This is a genomic window from Flavobacteriales bacterium, assembly GCA_026129465.1.
GTDB lineage: Bacteria > Bacteroidota > Bacteroidia > Flavobacteriales_F > PHOS-HE28 > PHOS-HE28.
Window position 1 is genome coordinate 299,460 of sequence record JAHCIA010000001.1, and the last position, 17,894, is coordinate 317,353.

Consider the following 17,894-nt stretch of genomic DNA (forward strand, 5'->3'; position numbering starts at 1 on the left):
GCGGGCGTTGAAAGTTAGGTGCTCCAAGGGATCCGCCACGCGGTCCCGGCCTGCGACTTATCCCGCTTTCACCAACCGGGCATGGGCGATCCGCCCATGGCGCACCACCCGAAGCAGGTAGGTGCCATCAGGTTGGCCGGAAAGGTCCAGCCAAAGGGGCCGGGCGGTATCCGCCGCTGTTGAGCCCTGGTCGATCGACCTGCCCATGGCATCCAGAATTTCGTAGGTCAGCGGGCCCTCGCCGGTCATTTCCACCCAGAAACCTGTGGCAAAGGGGTTGGGCGCCACCAACAGCCCCAGGGGTGCGGTCAGGTCCTCCAGCCCGGTGCAAAGTTCCACCTCCACATGTATGGTGGCGGTGCCTGCGCAGAAGCCTTCAGGTTCCGAGGTGAGTGTCACCGTCCACAGACCTTCGCCCCAGAATGCGGGATCGAAGAGGGCCATGGAGCCGAAGCCCGATGCGGCGCCCCCCCATATTCCCGGCGGGTTCCCCGTAAGCGTCACCGGTCCGCCGTCCAGGCAAACCAGTCCCACCGGGTCGATCACCACCGTGGCATCGAAGAGCACCTGCAACGTGGCGGGGCCGCTCTGCAGCACGCAGCCTGCGGGATCCGTGTAGGTATAGCCCACGGGATACTCGCCCGGGGCCGTGGAACCGGGATCGAATACGCCATTCTCATCCAGGGGGGCCTGCCAGGTACCGCCGGCCGGGAAACCGCTGAAGGTGACCGGCTCACCACTGCGGCAGAAGATCCAGGACGCCGAAGGTCCTTGCACCGTGGCGGCATCCGCCAGTATGACCTCCATTTGGGCGGTGTTGGAGCAACCCTCCGGGGCTTCATAGAAGTAGGCGAGCACATGGGTGCCGGCACCGGCGAGGGTTGGGTAGAAGACCTCTTCGATCACCCCGGTACCGCTCCACAGGCCGCCAGCCGGTTCGGCCACCAGGGCGATGGGCACACCACCCGCGCAATGCGGTGCGATGGGAGCTATGCTCAATTCGGGAATGTCATCGCTGACCACGATCACAAGTGTGTCCGTACCCATGCATTGCTGCGGGCCAGTGGGCATGCGCACGAGGATGACCTGGTAGAGGCCCGCTCCTTGTGAGGGATCGAAAAGGGCCGATCCCTCGGTGGAGGAGACGATGTCGCCGCTCCAACTGCTGTTGGGCAATTGCACTTCAGGTACGATCTCCTGCGGACCATCGTTCACGCAGAACGGCCCGGCGGGTTGTATGGCGGCGGGGATCGTGGCCCAGACCGACAGGGTGCCGAGGATCTGGATGCAGGTGCTGCCCGTGGGGTCGGTATAGGCGCACACGATGGTCTCGCCGGCGTAGGTGGCTGGATCGAGGATGGCCCCTTCCGTCAAGCCGATCCATTCGGTGGCCTGCGGAACGGAACCCATCTGGATCGGCCCGTCGCCACTGCAGATCACCGGACCCAATGCGGGCGTGACAACCGGCGCCATGATGAGCTGGATGAAGGCGCGGTCGCCCACCGGGCAGCCCTCGGGCTCGTACCACGTGTAGCCCAAGGGGTAGCTGCCCGAGCCCGGTGCATTGGAGCGATGCAGCATATTGTCAGAGACCCATGTGCCGCTCCACATCCCGCCACTGGGCAACGCATCTGGCAACGGAACTGAGGGGCCTGCGATGCAGAGCGTATCCAGCACAGGCAATGCCACAGTGGTGGTGGGTTCGGGCATCACGTTCCGGTACCAGGAGATGACGGTGTCGTCACCCAGAATGAGGTCATCCACCCCATCGCCATCCAGGTCCGCGAGCAACAACCCGTTTCCGCGTGGAATGGACGGCAGGTCTTTGGCGGGGGAGAAAGCGAACAGTCCCCCCAGGTACTGCCGCCAGCGCACTGGCAGAGCCGGGTTGGCAGGCACCCAGACCACGGCCGCACCGGCATCACAGGGGGTGCGGCCAAAACGTCCCTGGCCGGCTGAGGTAAAGCCTTCGAGGTGGCGCAGGGTGAAGGCGTTGAAAGGCACATTCTCGTCCAGCCGGTTCTCGGCCCATTGGATGGAAGTACCCGAGGCGTCCGCGATGTCGAGGTCACCGTCACCGTCCACATCGATCAGCTGCGGATCGGAAAAAGGCCCATTGAAGTTGATGAACAGCGGCAGTACATCCCAGATGCTGGCATCGCCTGCGCCGTTCATCACGCCCACGCCACTGAGCGCGTCGGCCATCAAGAACACGTCGACGCCGCCGCTCAGGTCCAGATCACCGAGGAGCATCACGGCCGGCGCATCGCCAAGAAAGAGCGTCGCCGTGGTGGCGAGCGCACCGAAGCCCGCCTCCAGGCCGGGGAACCAGCCGATCCTCACATCGCCATCCATCCCGAGGGTCAGGACCAGGTCAGGAATGCCGTTGCCGGTGATGTCTCCCACACGCAGCGCACCTGCTTCGCCTGGCAGACCGCCAACCAACATGGGATCCCCGAGGATGCCGGTCCCATCGTTCATGGCCACCATCATCAGATGCTCTGACTCCTCCACGTAAGCCAGATCGGCGGCCCCGTCGCCGTCCAGGTCGGCGATGGCGAAGTGCGCGATCGTGCCTGTGGTCTGGAACCAGGTCCCTTGCACTTCAAAGGCGCCTGACCCATCCACGTTGCGCATCCACTGCAAATGGTCGATGCCGCTGCGCTTCACCAGGTCCAGGTCGCCATCGCCATCCAGGTCCACCGCGAAAAGGCCTTGGCCAGGGCCAAAGGGCGCCACGGGAAGTGCTGGAGCGAACTGCGCCTGGACAGGACAAGCCGACAGCAGGAAGAAGGCGGGGAGGGCTAGAAGCCAAGCGACCCGGCTTGGGAAGGACAGGGTCATGTTGGAACGATCTTGTGTACGAAGGTATGGCGGCCTCCCGGGCGATCGACTGAGATGTATCAGCCGATCAGGCGCAGAGCACCGGGATGCCCGGGGTGTTGGTGAACATCCGCTCCTTTTCCGCATCGGCGATGAAGCGGTATTCACGCGAAGCGTGGGCCATCATGGCGATGCAGGAGGCCCCGGCTTTTTCGGCGTGGCGGATGGTGGGTTCGGCGAAACCTGCGCTGAACACCTCGCTTTCCTCGTTCACTTCGCGGTGGCGCACCCCCTCCTCCGCCAGGCGGCGCAACGTTTCCCTTTTGTTGCGGGCCAGTTCCTCGGAAGCTGCACCCAGTGGCCGGATCACCTCATACACCTCCACCTCGGCGGCGAAGAGCCGTGCCAGCTCGATGGTGATGTCCTCCAGCTTGTCCACGTCCTCGTGCGCGGCCACCGGCATCACGATGCGGTCCAGCATTTCACGCCTGGGACTGTGTTCCTGCACCACCAGCGCCGGGATGGGCAGCTTCCGCACCAGTTTCAGGATATCCGCGCCGAAAAGGCTCTGCCGCAGCCCCCTGGGTCCATGGGTGCATAGGACCACAAGGCCGTGCGCATGTGAAGCGGCTTCCGTGATGGCCGTCAAGGGGTCGCCACGCATGATCACCACCCGGGCCACCTCCGAACCTCCGGCTTCGGCGATACGATGCGCCATGTGCTCCCGGGCGCGGGCCTCGCTCTCCTCGGAGGCGTGCTTGTCCAGCACATGAAGAAGATCCACGTGTTTGCCTGCCCGGCCGGCGATGAGCAGGGCATGGTACAGGGCGGTATCCGAAGCGGGGCTCAGGTCCGTGGCACAGAGGATGTCTTTCATGGTCCGCGATCAGCGCGGCGAAAGTAGCCATCGCGCCAGCGCCGAGCATGCCCGCCTGTGCGGCTTTCCAATACTGGCCGAACCGCTCCTCGCGGAGATGGCTGCCAGCCACTGGCATTCCCCCTACCTTGCGCTCACCTGCAAGTGAACATGAGGAATCCGATCATCGCGGCCGCCATGGTGTGGTCGTTAAGTGCCGCTGCGCAATACAACATCGAGTATGTCGGCCGCCTGGATTACCAGGATCTGCGCAACTCCAATCTGAGCAATCTTTGGGGCTACACCGACGAAGTAGGCAACGAGTACGCCATCGTAGGGGTGAATGGAAACCCGGATGTGCCGAACAGCGGTGGTGTGAGCGTGGTGGCCCTTGGAGATGGTACCAACCCCCAGGAGGTCTTCTTCTATCCTGGCCCGCCCAGTATCTGGCGGGAGGTGAAGGTCTGGGGTGACCATGCCTACGTGACCACCGAGGCCAATAGCGGCGGCATCACCATCGTGGATCTGGGGCCGCTGCCGCAGAGCACGGCGCTCAACGCCACCGTATGGGACGCTCCGGATTGGTCCCGCTCGCACTCACTGTTCATCGATGAGAACGGCCGCCTGTACATCCATGGCGCCAACCGCGGCAACGGTGGCGTGATCATGTACGACCTGTCCAACCCCATGAACCCTGTGGAGGTGGGCGAGTACGACCAATGGTACTGTCACGACAGCTTCGCGCGGGGCGACACGCTCTATGCCGCGCACATCTACGCGGGCTTCTTCTCCATCGTGGACGTGAGCGATCCGGCCAACCCGGTATTGCTGGGGGTGCAGACCACGCCGGACGATTTCACCCACAACGTGTGGCTGGACGACAGCGGGCAATACATCTTCACCACCGACGAGCGCACCAACGCCTATGTGGGGGCCTACGACATCGGCGATCCCACGGACATCGTCTTCAAGGACAAATTGCGGAGCGACAACGGTTCGGGCGCTGTACCACACAACACCTACTGGTTGCACGGTCACCTGGTCACTTCGTATTACACTTTCGGGGTGACGATCTACGATGCCGAGCGCCCGCACAATCTGGTCGAAGTGGGGCACTACGACACATCACCCTTCACCGGCGAAGGATTCCGCGGGGCCTGGGGCGTATATCCCTTCTTCCCATCGGAACGGCTCATCATCTCGGACATCGAAACGGGCTTGTGGGTGCTGGAGCCCACTTACCGCCGTGCCTGCTGGCTGGAAGGTACCGTGCGCAACGCCGCGAACGAACTCCCTGTGGGCCAGGCCACGGTCAGCATCGTCTCCACGCCGGGCACGAGTACCACGGGCATCGATGGCAAGTACGCCACAGGCCACCACCAGGCGGGCACCTACACGGTCACTGCCAGCGCACCGGGCTATTTGTCCGCCACCATCACGGGCGTGTCGTTGGTGGAGGGCGAGGTCACCTTGCTGGACATCCATCTGCAGCCACTGGTCTCCTTCGTGCTCACCGGCACGGTGGTCGATGCCGGCACGCTGCAACCATTGCCGGACGCGCAGGTACGGATCAAGAGCGAGACCTACCTGTACGAGACCACGAGCAACGCCTCAGGTGTTTTCACCTTGCCGGCGGTCTTTACGGATGAGTACGAGGTACTCGGCGGCAAGTGGGGATGGCGCACCTCGTGCCCTGCACCACAGATCATCGGGCCCGCCACGGCGCCCCTGGTCATCGCGCTGGAGAAAGGCTACTATGACGATTTTGAGTTCGACTTCGGCTGGACGGTGAACTCCACAGCCTCGGCAGGCATCTGGGAGCGGGGCGTGCCCATCGGAACCACCTTCAACAGCCAATGGAGCAATCCCAATGTGGATGTGGGGGGCGACTGCGGCGCGCAATGCTATGTCACCGGCAATGGTGGTGGTGGTGCGGGCAATGACGATGTGGACGATGGCCACACCACGCTCACCTCACCGGCCTTCGACGCCACCTCGGTCTTCGATCCCCAGATCCGCTTCAACCGGTGGTTCTATAACGCGGGCGGCTCCGGTGCGCCCAACGACCGCATGGAGGTCCGCCTCACGGATGGCACCCAAACTGTGCTGCTGGAGACGGTGACGCAATCCTCCTCCTCGTGGTTCTACCGCACCTTCCGCATTCTGGACCACATGACACCGGGCACGGCCATGAAGCTCTTCGTCTTCATCACGGACGACAACCCCGGCCACTTGGTGGAGGGTGGGTTCGACATTTTCCAGTTGGTGGACCTGAGCCCGGTCGGTATGGGTGAGGTCACGCAATTGGAGATGAACCTCTGGCCGAATCCCTCGGCCGACCGTTTCGAGGTGACCCTCCCTGGTGCGCAAGAGGCCACATTGGAGGTGTTCGACGCCTTGGGCCGTGCGGCCTTGGACCCCATCGCCCTGCGCGGTGGAAGGGCCACAGTGCCGCATATGCTGTCTTCGGGCACCTACCTGGTCCGGGTCACTACGGCCGCGGGCGCACAGGCCACACAGCGCCTGCAGGTGGTGCGTTGATCGGGTCAACGGCTTTCGGGCAGCGGGGTGGTGGCGCAGTGCTCGCGCACCAGTTGGTCCACTTCGGCGATATCGCCCAGCACCTTGGCGAGTGTGAGGTCCTCGCAGGCTTGGGCACGGTCACCTTTTCGCAGGCGGATCAAGGCCCGCGTGCGCAACGCGTAGGGGTTCGCCGGCATGGACCGCAGGCTGCGCTCCACATCCTGCGCCGCTTCTTTTTCGCGGCCCAGCATCAGGTGCACGTAGGCCCGGTTGCTCAGGGCCACGGGTTCGTCCTTGTCCTTGGCCAATGCCTTTTCGATCACGGGCATGGCCTCTTGGTAGCGCCCCAGCATCACCAGTTCGAAGCCGCGGTTGCTCCAATGGCCCAGTTCATCCGGTTCCATTTCGCAGAGCTTCTCCAGCAACGCAAGGGCTTCGGCATGGCGACTGGCCGCATCGTACATGCGGGCCAGCGTGGACATGGCGCGGGTGTCGTCCGGGATCAGCGCAAGGCCCGCTTCAAGGTCCTCAATGGCCGGTCCCTGACGTTTGAAAGCGGCGCGCGCCTGACCCCGGATGAGCAAGGCCCTGGCGCGTGAATGATCATCGGGAGCATGGTCCGCAGCCCGTGTGGCGTGGTGCTCTGACAGACTGAAGTCCTCGCCGTAGAGGGAATAGGTGGCGCGCAGCAAATGCCCCCTGTGGTTGGCGGTGTCCAGCCGAAGCAGCTTCTCGGCATCCAGCATGAACTTGTCCAGCTTCTCCGTTTCGAACCAGGCCTGGCTCCGTCCTTCCAGCGCTTTGATGTGGTTCGGTGACAATTGGAGCGCCTTGGTGAAGGCGTCGGCCGCCTGCTTTTGTTTGCCTGCCACGAGCAACGAATCACCTTGGGCTGTCCACATGTCGGCGTCCTGCGCATGCAGTACCATGGCGCTGAACAGGATGGTGGATGCGATGAGGGATCGGGCGGGGATCGTCATGGGCATGGTCGGGCGAAGGTAACGGGCCGCGCCCTGCCACTATCGCGCCGATCGTGCGAAGGGCACCGTGTCCAGCGCGGCGGTGGTGCCCGCTTCAAGCAACAGGTGCCCGGCCATGGCGATCATGGCGGCATTGTCGGTGCAATAGGCGAAAGCAGGGATGTAGGCCTCCCAACCCTCGCGTGCGGCCAGCTCCATGGCGCCCTGCCGCAGGGCGCTGTTGGCACTGACACCACCGGCCAGGGCGATGCGCGGCACGCCTTCCTGGATGGCCGCATCGCGCAGACCGCGCAACAGGATGTCCACGATGGTCCGCTGCAACGTGGCGCAGAGATGCGGCAGTTCCTTCTGGATGAACATGGGGTCACGGTCCATGCCACCGTGCACGAGATCGCGGAAGGCGGTCTTCACGCCGCTGAAACTCATGTCCAGACCCGGCATACGCGGACGCGGCAGGCGGTGACGATCCGGGTCGCCACCCTGGGCATGCCGGTCTATCAACGGTCCGCCGGGATAGGGCAGCCCCAGCAGTTTGGCGCCCTTGTCGAAGGCCTCGCCGGCGGCATCGTCCTGTGTGGTGCCGAGCACCCGCATGTCCAACGCGCTGCGCACCAGCACCAATTGAGTGTGGCCGCCGCTCACGGTGAGGTTGATGAAGGGGAATGCGGGCACGGGACGTGGTTCTACATCGCCGATGAAGTGGGCCAGGACATGGGCACGGATGTGGTCCACCGCCACCAGTGGGATGCCCAAGGCCTGTGCCATGGACCGCGCGAAACAGGCGCCCACGAGCAATGCGCCCATCAGGCCGGGACCCTGCGTGAAGGCGATCGCGGTGAGTTCCTCCTTCCTCAGACCGGCTTCTCGCAGCGCCTGGTCCACTACGGGCACGATATGCTCCTGATGCGCACGGCTGGCCAGTTCAGGCACCACACCGCCCCATTGGCTGTGCACAGCCTGGCCGGCCACCACGTTGCTGCGCACCACACCGTCCACCAGCACGGCCGCGGCCGTCTCGTCACACGAACTCTCGATACCCAGTATCACGACCGGCCTCATGACGGCGGCTACTTTTATGCGCTTGGGCGCGTTCCTTGCGTGAAGGCGCCAAAGCTAACGGCCCATGGCGGGGGGCATCACACGGCATCTGCGGCGCGCATGGCGCATCCTGGGCTGGTCCATCACCGGCCTGCTGCTGCTTGTGGTGGTCTGCGCGCTGCTGCTGCTGGTACCCGCCGTGCAGCAGGTCGTGGCGCAACGCCTGGCGGCCATCGCCACGGAGCGGCTCGGTGCCGAGGTTCGCATCGGCCACTTCGCCGTACGGCCCTTCCTGGATGTGGAATTGGGCCAGGTATACATCGGCGACCTGCGCGGTGACACCCTCATCGCCCTGGAGGAGCTCCGCGTTTCGGGCTTGCGCATCCACCCGCGTCGCGAATTGGTCCAGGCCGCGTCATTGCGATTGAGCGGAGCACGTTTCAAGCTGCACAACGCCGCGGACGACCCGCACAGCAACCTCACCAACCTGCTGGGCAAGCTCGCCTCCGGCGACACCACCACCAGCGCGGCGGATTGGAAGGTCCGCTGCACCGCTTTCCACATCGCCGACCTGCGTTTCACCTACCACCACGATGAGAAGGAGCGGAAGCGATCCGGTGTGGATTTCGCGCATGTGGACGTCCAGGACGCCGACCTGCGCGGGCACCATTTGTGGGTGGCGGGCGATTCCGTGCTGGCACATCTCGATGGCATCACACTGCGGGAGCACGGTGGTTTGGCGCTGGAACGCTTGTCGGGCGCGGCGCAGGTCAGCCCGCGCGGCATCATCATCGAGGCGATGCGGCTGCGCACCGATCGCTCGGAGCTGAATGGTGAATTGCGCTTCATCACAGAGGATTGGAGCGACTACGACGAGTTCACCCAGCTGGTGACGATGCGCTTGGAACTGGACAGTTCGCGGCTGGACTTCGCGGATGTGGCCCTCTTCGCCCCGGAGTTGGAAGGTATCCAGCTGCCGATCGGCCTGCATGGGCGCGTGCGTGGCACCGTGGCCGACCTCAAGGGCCGGGGATTGCGGATCGACTTCGGCGAGCGTTCACACTTCGCAGGCAATGCCGAACTCATGGGCCTGCCCGACCTGTCCAACACCTTCATGCTGCTCGACATCGAGGAACTGCGCACGGACCACCGCGATGTGGCCGCCTTGCCGGTGCCGCCCTTCACTTCGGGTGCACGGCTTGAAGCGCCTCGCGAATTGAAGGAGCTGGGCACGCTCCAATTCACCGGCAACTTCACGGGCTTCCTGCATGCGTTCACCGCTTACGGCACCTCACGCACCGCGCTGGGCGAACTGCGCACGGACCTCTCTTACAAGCGCCACCCCGGCGATCCGGTCTTCGATCTGCGTGGCCGCCTGGCCACATCAGGATTCCGCCTGGGGCCTTTGATCGGCCTGCCTGCCCTGGGCAACATGGCCGCCAACATCCGCCTCACCGGTCACGGGCGCAGCTTGGCCGGCCTCCACGCAGACCTCGATGGTGAGATCCCCATGATCGAGATCTCCGGCACACGCTTGCAGGGGATCGTCGCCAAGGGAAGGCTCGAACCCAAGCTCTTCAACGGATCGCTGCGGGCGCGCGACGAGAATCTCGTGCTCAACTTCGATGGCCTGGCGGACCTGCGCGGGCAATGGCCCCAAGTGGACTTCAAGGCCGATCTTCAGCACGCCGACCTCGGTGCGCTCGGCATCACCCGGGTAAAGGACTACAACACGCTCAGTGTGCTGGTGGAGGCCGAGGGGCGACTTTCGCCCGACAGTCTGCTGGGCCGTGTGGAGTTGAAGGGGATCTCCTATTGCGATGAGGAGGGCGAACACGACCTCGGCGACCTGCTCCTCACCAGCGGAAGGCGCGATGGGGAGAACGTGGTGGACCTGGTCTCCACCTTCGCCGATGCCGAGGTACGTGGCACCTTCCTGCCCACGAAGCTGCCGGGTGCGATCACCAGCGTGGTGTACAGTGTGTTCCCATCACTGCGCGATGAAGTGGTGTACGCACAGGCCGAACAACGCTTCCGCTTCATGGTGCGCACCAAGGACACCGGTCCGGTGCTGGGACTGTTCGTACCCGGCCTTTCGGTGGACAGCGGCGGCACCATAGAAGGGTGGCTGGACAGCCGCAGCTTCGACATCGGGCTCACCGCCCGCCTGCCGGAAGTGCGCCGCGGCGATCTGCGTGCCAGTGGCATCCAGGTCATCGCGGACAAGACGTTGGACGTGCTCGCCTTCAGCATCGCCAGCGAAAGACAGAGTTGGCGCGACAGCCTCTGGATCTCGGGCACATCGCTTACCGGCAAGGCCTACCAGGATGAAGTCGACCTCGCCCTCGGCTGGCGCGACAGCCAGATCGGCACCAACGGACACGTCGATGTGCTGGGCGAAGTACGCGGGCTGGACCGCTTCACCCTGGACCTGATGCCTTCGCGGATCTTCTTGGGCCGCGGCGATTGGGAAACGCTGGAAGCCGCCACCGTGCGGATCGACAAGGACACCATACGCATTGAGCCGCTGGCGTTGCACAACGCCGGGCAGCGCATCACCATCGCCGGCACCATCTCTCCCGATACCACGGCCGCCCTGGACATCGGCCTGGTAGCGGTACGCTTGGAGAACCTGAAGCCCTTCCTCGGCGGACCCGTGCTGCGCGGCAGTGTCGGCGGCGAGGCGCAGGTGCATGGCTTGCGCGGATCGCCCTACGTGCTGGCACACCTCGACCTGGACAGTGTGCGCGTGCGCGACATCCCTGTGGGCGACATCACCTTCGATGCGCGCTGGGCCGAGGGGCAGCGTGCCATCGCCCTGCTCGGAACCCTGCATCGCGGCCCCATCAAGGCACTGGATTTCGATGGGGCCTTCCGCCTGGGCGCGGACGAGGAGCTCGATCTGCGGCTTGTGATGGACCGTTTCGACCTCACCTTCATCGACCCCTATCTGCCCGAGGGCATCAGCGGCATCCAGGGACTTGTCACCGGCACCATCGACGTCACAGGCCGCCTTGCCGACCCGCAGGTCCATGGCGACCTGGACCTGCGCGACGCGGGCTTGCGGATCGACTACCTGAACACGCGCTACCGCTTCAGCCACCCCGTGCAGGTGCGGCCGGACATGTTCGCGCTGGACTTCGCCACGGTGTACGATGAGGAAGGCAACACCGCGGTGATGAGCGCCACCATCCTGCACAACGGATTGAAGGAATGGAACTACCACCTCTGGGGCGAGATGGACCGATTCCTCGCGCTGAACACCACGCTGAGGGACAATGCGCTGTACTACGGGAAGGCCTATGGTACGGGCGAGCTCTCCATGAGCGGCTACCTGGGCCGGATGGAGGTGACCGTGGACGCCCGCACGGCGCCGGGCACCGACATCCACCTGCCCGTGGGCGGCAGCACCGAAGTATCTTCCATCGGCTTCGTGCGCTTCACCAGCAAGGAAGGCGCGGAAGCCGAAGCGCCGGCCGTGGACCTCAGCGGCATCTCGCTGGATATGAAGGTGGAGGTCACGCCCGATGCGCTCTTCGAACTCATCTTCGACCCCACCGTGGGCGACATCCTCGCCGGGCGCGGGCGCGGCACCCTGCAATTGGGCGTGACGCAGAGCGGCGACTTCAGCATGCGCGGGCAGGTGGAGGTGATCGATGGCGACTACCTCTTCACGCTGCGCAATGTGGTGAACAAGCGTTTCCAGATCGAACCCGGTGGCGTTATCACCTGGTACGGCGACCCCTTCGACGCCCAGTTGGACCTGAAGGCGCTCTATCGCCTCCGAGCGCCCCTGTACGACATCATGTTCGAGAAGAACGAGGCTTACCGCCGCCGCGTACCGGTGGACGTGGTGATGCACCTGCGCGACAAGCTCCTGAACCCGGAGATCGTCTTCGCGGTGCGACTTCCCACGGTGGATGAGGCCGTGCGCATGCAGGTGAACAGCGTGCTCAGCACCGAGCAGGAGATGAACCGGCAGGTCTTCGCGCTCATCGTGCTGAATCGCTTCCTGCAGCCGCCCACATGGGGTGGCGGAGCATCGGGCCCGGGGGGCGCCAATTTCGCGGGCACCACCGGTAGCGAATTGCTCAGCAACCAGGTGAGCAACTGGCTCAGCAAGCTCAGCAGCGAGTTCGATCTGGGCGTGAACTACAGGCCGGGCGACAACCTCACACAGGACGAATTGGAACTCGCCGTGAGCACACAACTCTTCGATGAGCGCCTGCTGGTGAGCACCAACCTCGGCGTGCAATACGGTGCCGCGGCGGCGCGAAACAGCAATGCGCTGGTGGGCGATTTCCAGTTGGAGTACCTGCTGCCACCGGAAGGGAAGATCCGCCTGAAAGCCTTCAGCGTGAGCAACGACCGCAACCTGAATCGCACGGACCAGTCCCTCACCACACAAGGCGCCGGGGTGGCCTACCGCGAGGAGTTCAACACCTGGAAGGAATTCTGGAAAGGGGTGGGCGGCCTCTTCAGCAGGAAGAAGAAGTAGCCGCGCACGGCCCCCGATGGCTCACTCCCGGCCCAGCTTCAAGTCGTGCCCCAGCTTGTCCTTCTTGGTGCGGAGGTAGCCGCTGTTGTGCGGGTTGGACGGTACTTCGATGGGCACGTTCTCCACGATCTCCAGCCCGTAGCCCACCAGGCCGGTGCGCTTGCGGGGGTTGTTGGTCATGAGCCGCATCTTGCGAACGCCCAGGTCGTGCAGGATCTGGGCCCCCACGCCATAGTCGCGCGCGTCCATGTCGAAGCCCAGCATCAGGTTGGCTTCCACCGTGTCGGCGCCCTGTTCCTGCAGCTTGTAGGCCTTCAGCTTGTTGAGCAGGCCGATGCCACGCCCTTCCTGCTGCATGTACACGATCACACCACGGCCTTCGCGCTCCACCATCTCCATGGCGCGGTGCAGTTGCGGGCCGCAATCGCAGCGGCAACTGCCGAAGATGTCGCCCGTGACGCAACTGCTGTGCACGCGCACCAGCACCGGCTCCTGCGGCTCCCAGCGTCCTTTCACCAACGCCAGGTGTTCCTCGCCGGTGGTGGTCTGTCGGTAGGCCACAAGCTCGAAATCGCCGTGGACCGTGGGCAGTTGCACATCCACCTGGCGTTCCACGATGCGCTCGGTGCGCATGCGGTAGGCCACCAGTTCCTCGATGCTGATGAGTTTCAGCCCGAACTTCTTCGCGATCTCGCGGAGCTGTGGCAGGCGGGCCATGGTGCCATCCTCGTTGAGGATCTCCACAATGAGGCCGGCCGGCTCGAAGCCCGCCAGCCGCGCCAGGTCCACGGCGGCTTCGGTGTGGCCCGTGCGACGCAACACGCCGCCCTGCTTCGCCTTGAGGGGAAAGATGTGCCCTGGGCGCAGCAGGTCGCCGGGGGTGCATGACGGGTCGATCAGCGCGAGCATGGTCTGGCTGCGGTCGCTGGCGCTGATGCCGGTGGTGGTGCCGCGGCCACGCACGTCCACACTCACCGTGAAAGGGGTCTCGTGGAGCGCGGTGTTGTCGCGCACCATCAGGTCCAGTCCCAGTTCCTCGCAGCGCTCCTCGGTAAGCGGGGCGCAGATGAGGCCGCGCCCGTGCATGGCCATGAAGTTGATCACCTCGGGCGAGGCGTTGCGGGCGGCGGTCACGAAGTCGCCTTCGTTCTCACGGTCCTCATCATCCACCACGATCACCACCTTGCCACGCCGGATGTCCTCGATGGCGTCCTCGATGGGGTCGAAAAGGCTGCTGCTCATGGGCGGGGGAATGCGGGGGCAAAGGTAGCGGGGGCGTGTGGCCCTTGGACCCTGCCACGCATGCCCCAAGGCTCAGGCGGGCATGGCGCGGCCGGTGCGCACGATGGTGTCCAGGGCTTCAGCGGCGCGGTCCCAATCGAAGCGTTCGCGCACGAACAGGAATCCGTTGTTGGCCAGACGTCCGCGTTCCGCGTCGTCGTCGAGCAGGCGCAGGATGTGCTCGGCGTAGTCCTCGGGCTTCTCGCCGATGAGGATGGAGTGGCCGGGATCGGCGCCCACGGCGTTGTTGGCCAGGGCGCTGGTGATGCAGGGTATGCGCATGGCCATGGCCTCCAGCAGTTTGTTCTGCAGGCCGGTGCCGATCTGCATGGGTGCCACAAAGATGCGCGCGGCGGCGTAGCTGCTGCGGATGTCGCGCACCCAGCCGGTGACCTCGATGAGGGGATCGGTGCGGGCCAGGTCGCGCACCGCCGGGCTGGGGTCCACGCCGCTGATGAGCAAGCTGGTCCCCGGCCGCCTGGCGCGCACCAAAGGCAGCACCCGGCGTACGAGATACAGCACACTGTCGATGTTGGGCGGGTAGTTCATGTTGCCCGTGAACAGCAGGTCATAGTGCGGATCCAGCCGCTGGGGGCTGAAGTGCTCGGTGTCCACACCGTTGGGCACCACCACCATGCGATCGCGCCAGGGGTGGTAGATGTAGTCACGGTCCTGTGCGCTGATGATCACCGTGTGGTCGAACAGGTCGAACATGAGGTTCTCGTAGCGGATCAGGCGGCGTGTCTCCAGCCGGAAGATGGGACGCAGATACCAGGGGGCGGTCTCCGTGCGGCGTTCCATGCCCTTGCTCAGGGTGTCCATGTAGTCGAGCGTCTTGGGCAGCTCGTGCCTGTGGCGCACGTATTCCGTGGTACGTACCAGCTGGCACAGCACATGGTCCGGCTTGAAGGCCGCGATGGCCTTGTCGATGCGGCGTTGCGCGTGCTTGTGGTGGAAGTAGACCACCTGGACAGGCAGCCTGGAGAAAACCGCGGTGAGGAGTTTCAACAGGATGCGCCACCGGCGGATGTGCACCACTTCGATGTGTGCGCATACGCGGCGCAGGTGATCCAGGTGCTCGGGGGCGGTGGGGGTATCGCTGAGACAGAAGAGGTAGACCTCGTGCTTGCGGGCCAGGCGGGTCACCAGGTGGTAGGCGCGGAGCTTGTCGCCCTTTTCCAATGGCCAGGGCACGCGCGAAAGGAGCACCAGCAGCCTCATGCCTTCAGCAGCCGCTTGTAGAAGGCCACCAGGTCGGCCACGATGCTCCCGTCGCTGTATCGCTTCTCCACCAGCTTGCGCGCTTCCATGCCCAGGCGGTGCGCCAGCGCCGGGTCGTCCATCAGGGCGACCATGTGCTGCGTGAACTCCTGCGCGTTGCGACCGATGAGGATGTCACGTCCTTCGGTGTGTGCGATGCCTTCGGCGCCGATGGGGGTGGAGATGATGGCCTTGCCCAGCGCCATGCCTTCAATGATCTTCACCCGCATGCCGCCTGCGCTGAAGAGCGGTACCACCATCACCTGCCGCGCCTGCATGTAAGTGAGGGCGTTCTTCACCCGGCCTTTCACCTGCACGCCGTCCAGTTCCAGTTCCATCAGGTCCTTGGGCATCTTGTTGCCAGCCAGGTGCAGCCGCGCGTCGGGTCGCTTCTTCACCACTTTGGGCCACACGCTTTCCAGCAACCAGCGCACGCCCTCCTCGTTCGGCAACCAATCCATGCTGCCCAGGTGGAAGAACACCGGCCTGCCGCCGGAAGGCCGTGGATCAACGGGGTATTCGTCCGGGTCCACGCCGAATGGGATGCTGGCGATGGGGGTCTTTGTCCCGTGTTCCTTGAAGTGTTCGGCGTCCGTGGGGCTTATCGCGGCCACACCATCCAGCCTGTCCAGCACGGCCATTTCGTACTGCTCCAGTTGCTTGGCCAGGAAACGCCTGTAGGGCCGCTTGAGGAAATTCCGTTCGCCCGTGGCGATGCGGTCCTGGATCACATGTTCCAGGTTGTGCGAACGCAGCACCACGCGTGCCTTGGAGTAGCGCCGGATGGTGGGGATGTAAGGCGTCATGAACAGGCTCTCCAACTGCACGATGTCGAAGGTCTCCTCGCTCAGCAGGCGGATCAGCCGGATGTCCATGTCAGGCGAGAAGAACCGGCTGATATTGTAGTTGTCCGCGGTGATCAGGTCGGTGAAGGCGTCCACCACGTTCACGCGGGTATCCACATAAACGGCCTCCATCCTGGTCTGCCGGGCCATCTCACGGGGCACCTCCGAGGGTTGGAACCCCTGTTTGGGCGTGCTGATGCACAGCACCTTCACCTGGTGCCCCGCTGCGACCAGGCCGCGCATGAGGTTGTGCATGGCCTTGCTTCCCCCGTCGATGGGTGGCCAGGGGGGCTTATTGCACAGCTGGAGAATGCGCATCGCGGCGGCGGAAAATGGAGCGTAAACGGTACCAAGCGCGATGATACGCATCGGCATCCAGCAGGGGACTGTCGGTGGCGGCCTTCCACACCAGGAACAGGCCGATGGGCAGCAGCGCCAGCGTGCCGATCCACATGCCTGGCCAGGCGGAAAGCTCGCCGGCCACCACAAGCTTCTCGGTGCTGAAGGAGATGATGTGGAAGGTGAGGAAGAAGAAGATGGCGAAGACCACAGGAAGGCCCATGCCACCCTTGCGAATGATGGCCCCCAGCGGCGCGCCGATGAGGAAGAACACCAGGCAGGCGAATGCGAGCATGGGCTTGCGGTGTGCCTCCACCTGGAAGCGGGCCAGTTGCTCGCGCCGGGCACGCCGTTCCTCCATCCCGCGGTCGATGAAGTTGAGGTGGTTGCGCACCATGTTCATGGCCACTTCGTAGAGCCCGGACTGCTCGGCGTGTGACAATCCGCCAAGGAATGGCGCCGCCGGAATGGCCGCCGCCTCCGTGTTCAGGCGCTGCGTTTCGCGTGTGGAGAACAGGCTGTTGCGCAGGTGCATGGCATGCTCCGCCTCGCGTTCGGCGAGTTTTTCCCGCAGGCTGTCCTCCGCCTGCCGCAGCTGGCCCAGCGTGAGCATCTTGTAGTGGTCCTTGAAGAGGTCCTCATCGGTGCGGTCCAATCCCAGGCCGGTGAGGTCCAGCCGCAATTCATCCTGCCTGAAGGTGCCGCGCAGCATGGGGTGGCCCGTCCTGCCTTTGTTCCCACTGCCGCCGGCGTTGTGCTCGTCGTAGAAATGGCCGTCGTGCAGGGTGAGCACGAGGAAGTGGCCGTCGGTACTGCGGCGCATGGTGCCGGTGCGGGCACGCACCACGGTGCGGTTGCCTTGAAAGGCCTCGCGGTGGTCGTAGATGAGCACATCGTGCAGCAGCCCGGTATCCTCGTCCTTGTCCATCACGCGGATGCGGAAACCGTCAATGCCCTCGTAGAAGATGCCGGGCCGCAGGTTCAGCGCGGGTTTCTTGCGTGTCACGTCCCACAGCAGCGATTGGAACTTCAGGTTGGCGATGGGCAGCAGGTTGTTGCTGAAGTAGAAGGAGGCACCGGCCAGCACGAGGGCCGATATCGCCAGGGGCAGCAGGATCCGGCCCAGGCCGAGTCCCGCGGAACGCATGGGCACCAGTTCGCTGTTCTCGCCCAGCCCGCCCATGGTCATGATGCTGCTGAGCAGCACGGCCAATGGCAGGGCCAGGGGCACGAAGCTGGCGGTGGCGTAGGTGAGAAGTTCCACCAGCACGTGCCACTCCAGACCCTTGCCCATGAGGTCGTCCACGTACTTCCACAGGAACTGCATCACCAGAATGAAGAGCACGATGATGAAAGTGATCACCAGGGGCCCGACAAAGGCCCGTACGATCATGCGGTGCAGCCGTTTCATCACGGCGTCAACGTGGGTGTGGGCCCCGTGGTATATGGGG

General features: G+C 64.4%; 10 protein-coding genes. 2 read left to right on the forward strand and 8 right to left on the reverse strand.

From position 1 onward, the window contains the following. Window positions 1-57 precede the first annotated feature (57 nt). Entirely contained in the window at window positions 58-2,844 is a 2,787-nt protein-coding gene (locus KIT10_01190) for a T9SS type A sorting domain-containing protein (protein ID MCW5897856.1), read from the reverse strand. 67 nt (window positions 2,845-2,911) lie between these two features. Beyond that, on the reverse strand, window positions 2,912-3,700 hold the full coding sequence (locus tag KIT10_01195) for a universal stress protein (protein MCW5897857.1): 789 nt from the start codon (window positions 3,698-3,700) through the stop codon (window positions 2,912-2,914). Between the two features lie 150 nt (window positions 3,701-3,850). Here KIT10_01195 and KIT10_01200 point away from each other — a divergent pair, with 150 nt between their 5' ends. Then, entirely contained in the window at window positions 3,851-6,220 is a 2,370-nt protein-coding gene (locus tag KIT10_01200) for a choice-of-anchor B family protein (GenBank protein ID MCW5897858.1), read from the forward strand. Window positions 6,221-6,225: 5 nt separating this feature from the next. Here KIT10_01200 and KIT10_01205 read toward each other — a convergent pair whose 3' ends face one another. Continuing rightward, window positions 6,226-7,188: a tetratricopeptide repeat protein gene (locus tag KIT10_01205; protein MCW5897859.1), complete on the reverse strand. Its 963-nt coding sequence runs from the start codon at window positions 7,186-7,188 to the stop codon at window positions 6,226-6,228. A 33-nt stretch (window positions 7,189-7,221) separates the two neighbouring features. Then, window positions 7,222-8,241, reverse strand: a complete 1,020-nt coding sequence (gene tsaD / locus KIT10_01210) for a tRNA (adenosine(37)-N6)-threonylcarbamoyltransferase complex transferase subunit TsaD (protein ID MCW5897860.1) — start codon at window positions 8,239-8,241, stop codon at window positions 7,222-7,224. Between the two features lie 64 nt (window positions 8,242-8,305). Between tsaD and KIT10_01215 the strand changes: the two genes are divergently transcribed. Next, complete coding sequence (locus tag KIT10_01215; GenBank protein MCW5897861.1) at window positions 8,306-12,718, forward strand: translocation/assembly module TamB; 4,413 nt, start codon at window positions 8,306-8,308, stop codon at window positions 12,716-12,718. 21 nt (window positions 12,719-12,739) lie between these two features. On the opposite strand, the gene KIT10_01220 is transcribed toward KIT10_01215, so the two are convergent. From KIT10_01220 to KIT10_01235, 4 genes are all read right to left on the reverse strand, one after another. Then, on the reverse strand, window positions 12,740-13,960 hold the full coding sequence (locus KIT10_01220; protein MCW5897862.1) for a bifunctional 3,4-dihydroxy-2-butanone-4-phosphate synthase/GTP cyclohydrolase II: 1,221 nt from the start codon (window positions 13,958-13,960) through the stop codon (window positions 12,740-12,742). Window positions 13,961-14,032: 72 nt separating this feature from the next. Beyond that, entirely contained in the window at window positions 14,033-15,220 is a 1,188-nt protein-coding gene (locus KIT10_01225) for a glycosyltransferase (protein ID MCW5897863.1), read from the reverse strand. Next, entirely contained in the window at window positions 15,217-16,422 is a 1,206-nt protein-coding gene (locus tag KIT10_01230; protein MCW5897864.1) for a glycosyltransferase, read from the reverse strand. The genes KIT10_01225 and KIT10_01230 overlap by 4 nt, the downstream gene beginning before the upstream one ends. Next, window positions 16,397-17,854, reverse strand: coding sequence for an LptF/LptG family permease (locus KIT10_01235; protein ID MCW5897865.1), 1,458 nt, complete (start codon window positions 17,852-17,854; stop codon window positions 16,397-16,399). Before KIT10_01235 ends, KIT10_01230 begins: the two co-directional genes overlap by 26 nt. Between the last annotated feature and the right edge of the window lie 40 nt (window positions 17,855-17,894).

What these genes read in the sequence shown, in the direction of transcription:
- KIT10_01190 (MCW5897856.1), bottom strand. Translation starts at nt 2,844, where the DNA reads ATGACCCTGTCCTTCCCAAGCCGGGTCGCTTGGCTTCTAGCCCTCCCC.
- KIT10_01195 (MCW5897857.1), bottom strand. Translation starts at nt 3,700, where the DNA reads ATGAAAGACATCCTCTGTGCCACGGACCTGAGCCCCGCTTCGGATACC.
- KIT10_01200 (MCW5897858.1), top strand. Translation starts at nt 3,851, where the DNA reads ATGAGGAATCCGATCATCGCGGCCGCCATGGTGTGGTCGTTAAGTGCC.
- KIT10_01205 (MCW5897859.1), bottom strand. Translation starts at nt 7,188, where the DNA reads ATGCCCATGACGATCCCCGCCCGATCCCTCATCGCATCCACCATCCTG.
- tsaD (MCW5897860.1), bottom strand. Translation starts at nt 8,241, where the DNA reads ATGAGGCCGGTCGTGATACTGGGTATCGAGAGTTCGTGTGACGAGACG.
- KIT10_01215 (MCW5897861.1), top strand. Translation starts at nt 8,306, where the DNA reads ATGGCGGGGGGCATCACACGGCATCTGCGGCGCGCATGGCGCATCCTG.
- KIT10_01220 (MCW5897862.1), bottom strand. Translation starts at nt 13,960, where the DNA reads ATGAGCAGCAGCCTTTTCGACCCCATCGAGGACGCCATCGAGGACATC.
- KIT10_01225 (MCW5897863.1), bottom strand. Translation starts at nt 15,220, where the DNA reads ATGAGGCTGCTGGTGCTCCTTTCGCGCGTGCCCTGGCCATTGGAAAAG.
- KIT10_01230 (MCW5897864.1), bottom strand. Translation starts at nt 16,422, where the DNA reads ATGCGCATTCTCCAGCTGTGCAATAAGCCCCCCTGGCCACCCATCGAC.
- KIT10_01235 (MCW5897865.1), bottom strand. Translation starts at nt 17,854, where the DNA reads ATGAAACGGCTGCACCGCATGATCGTACGGGCCTTTGTCGGGCCCCTG.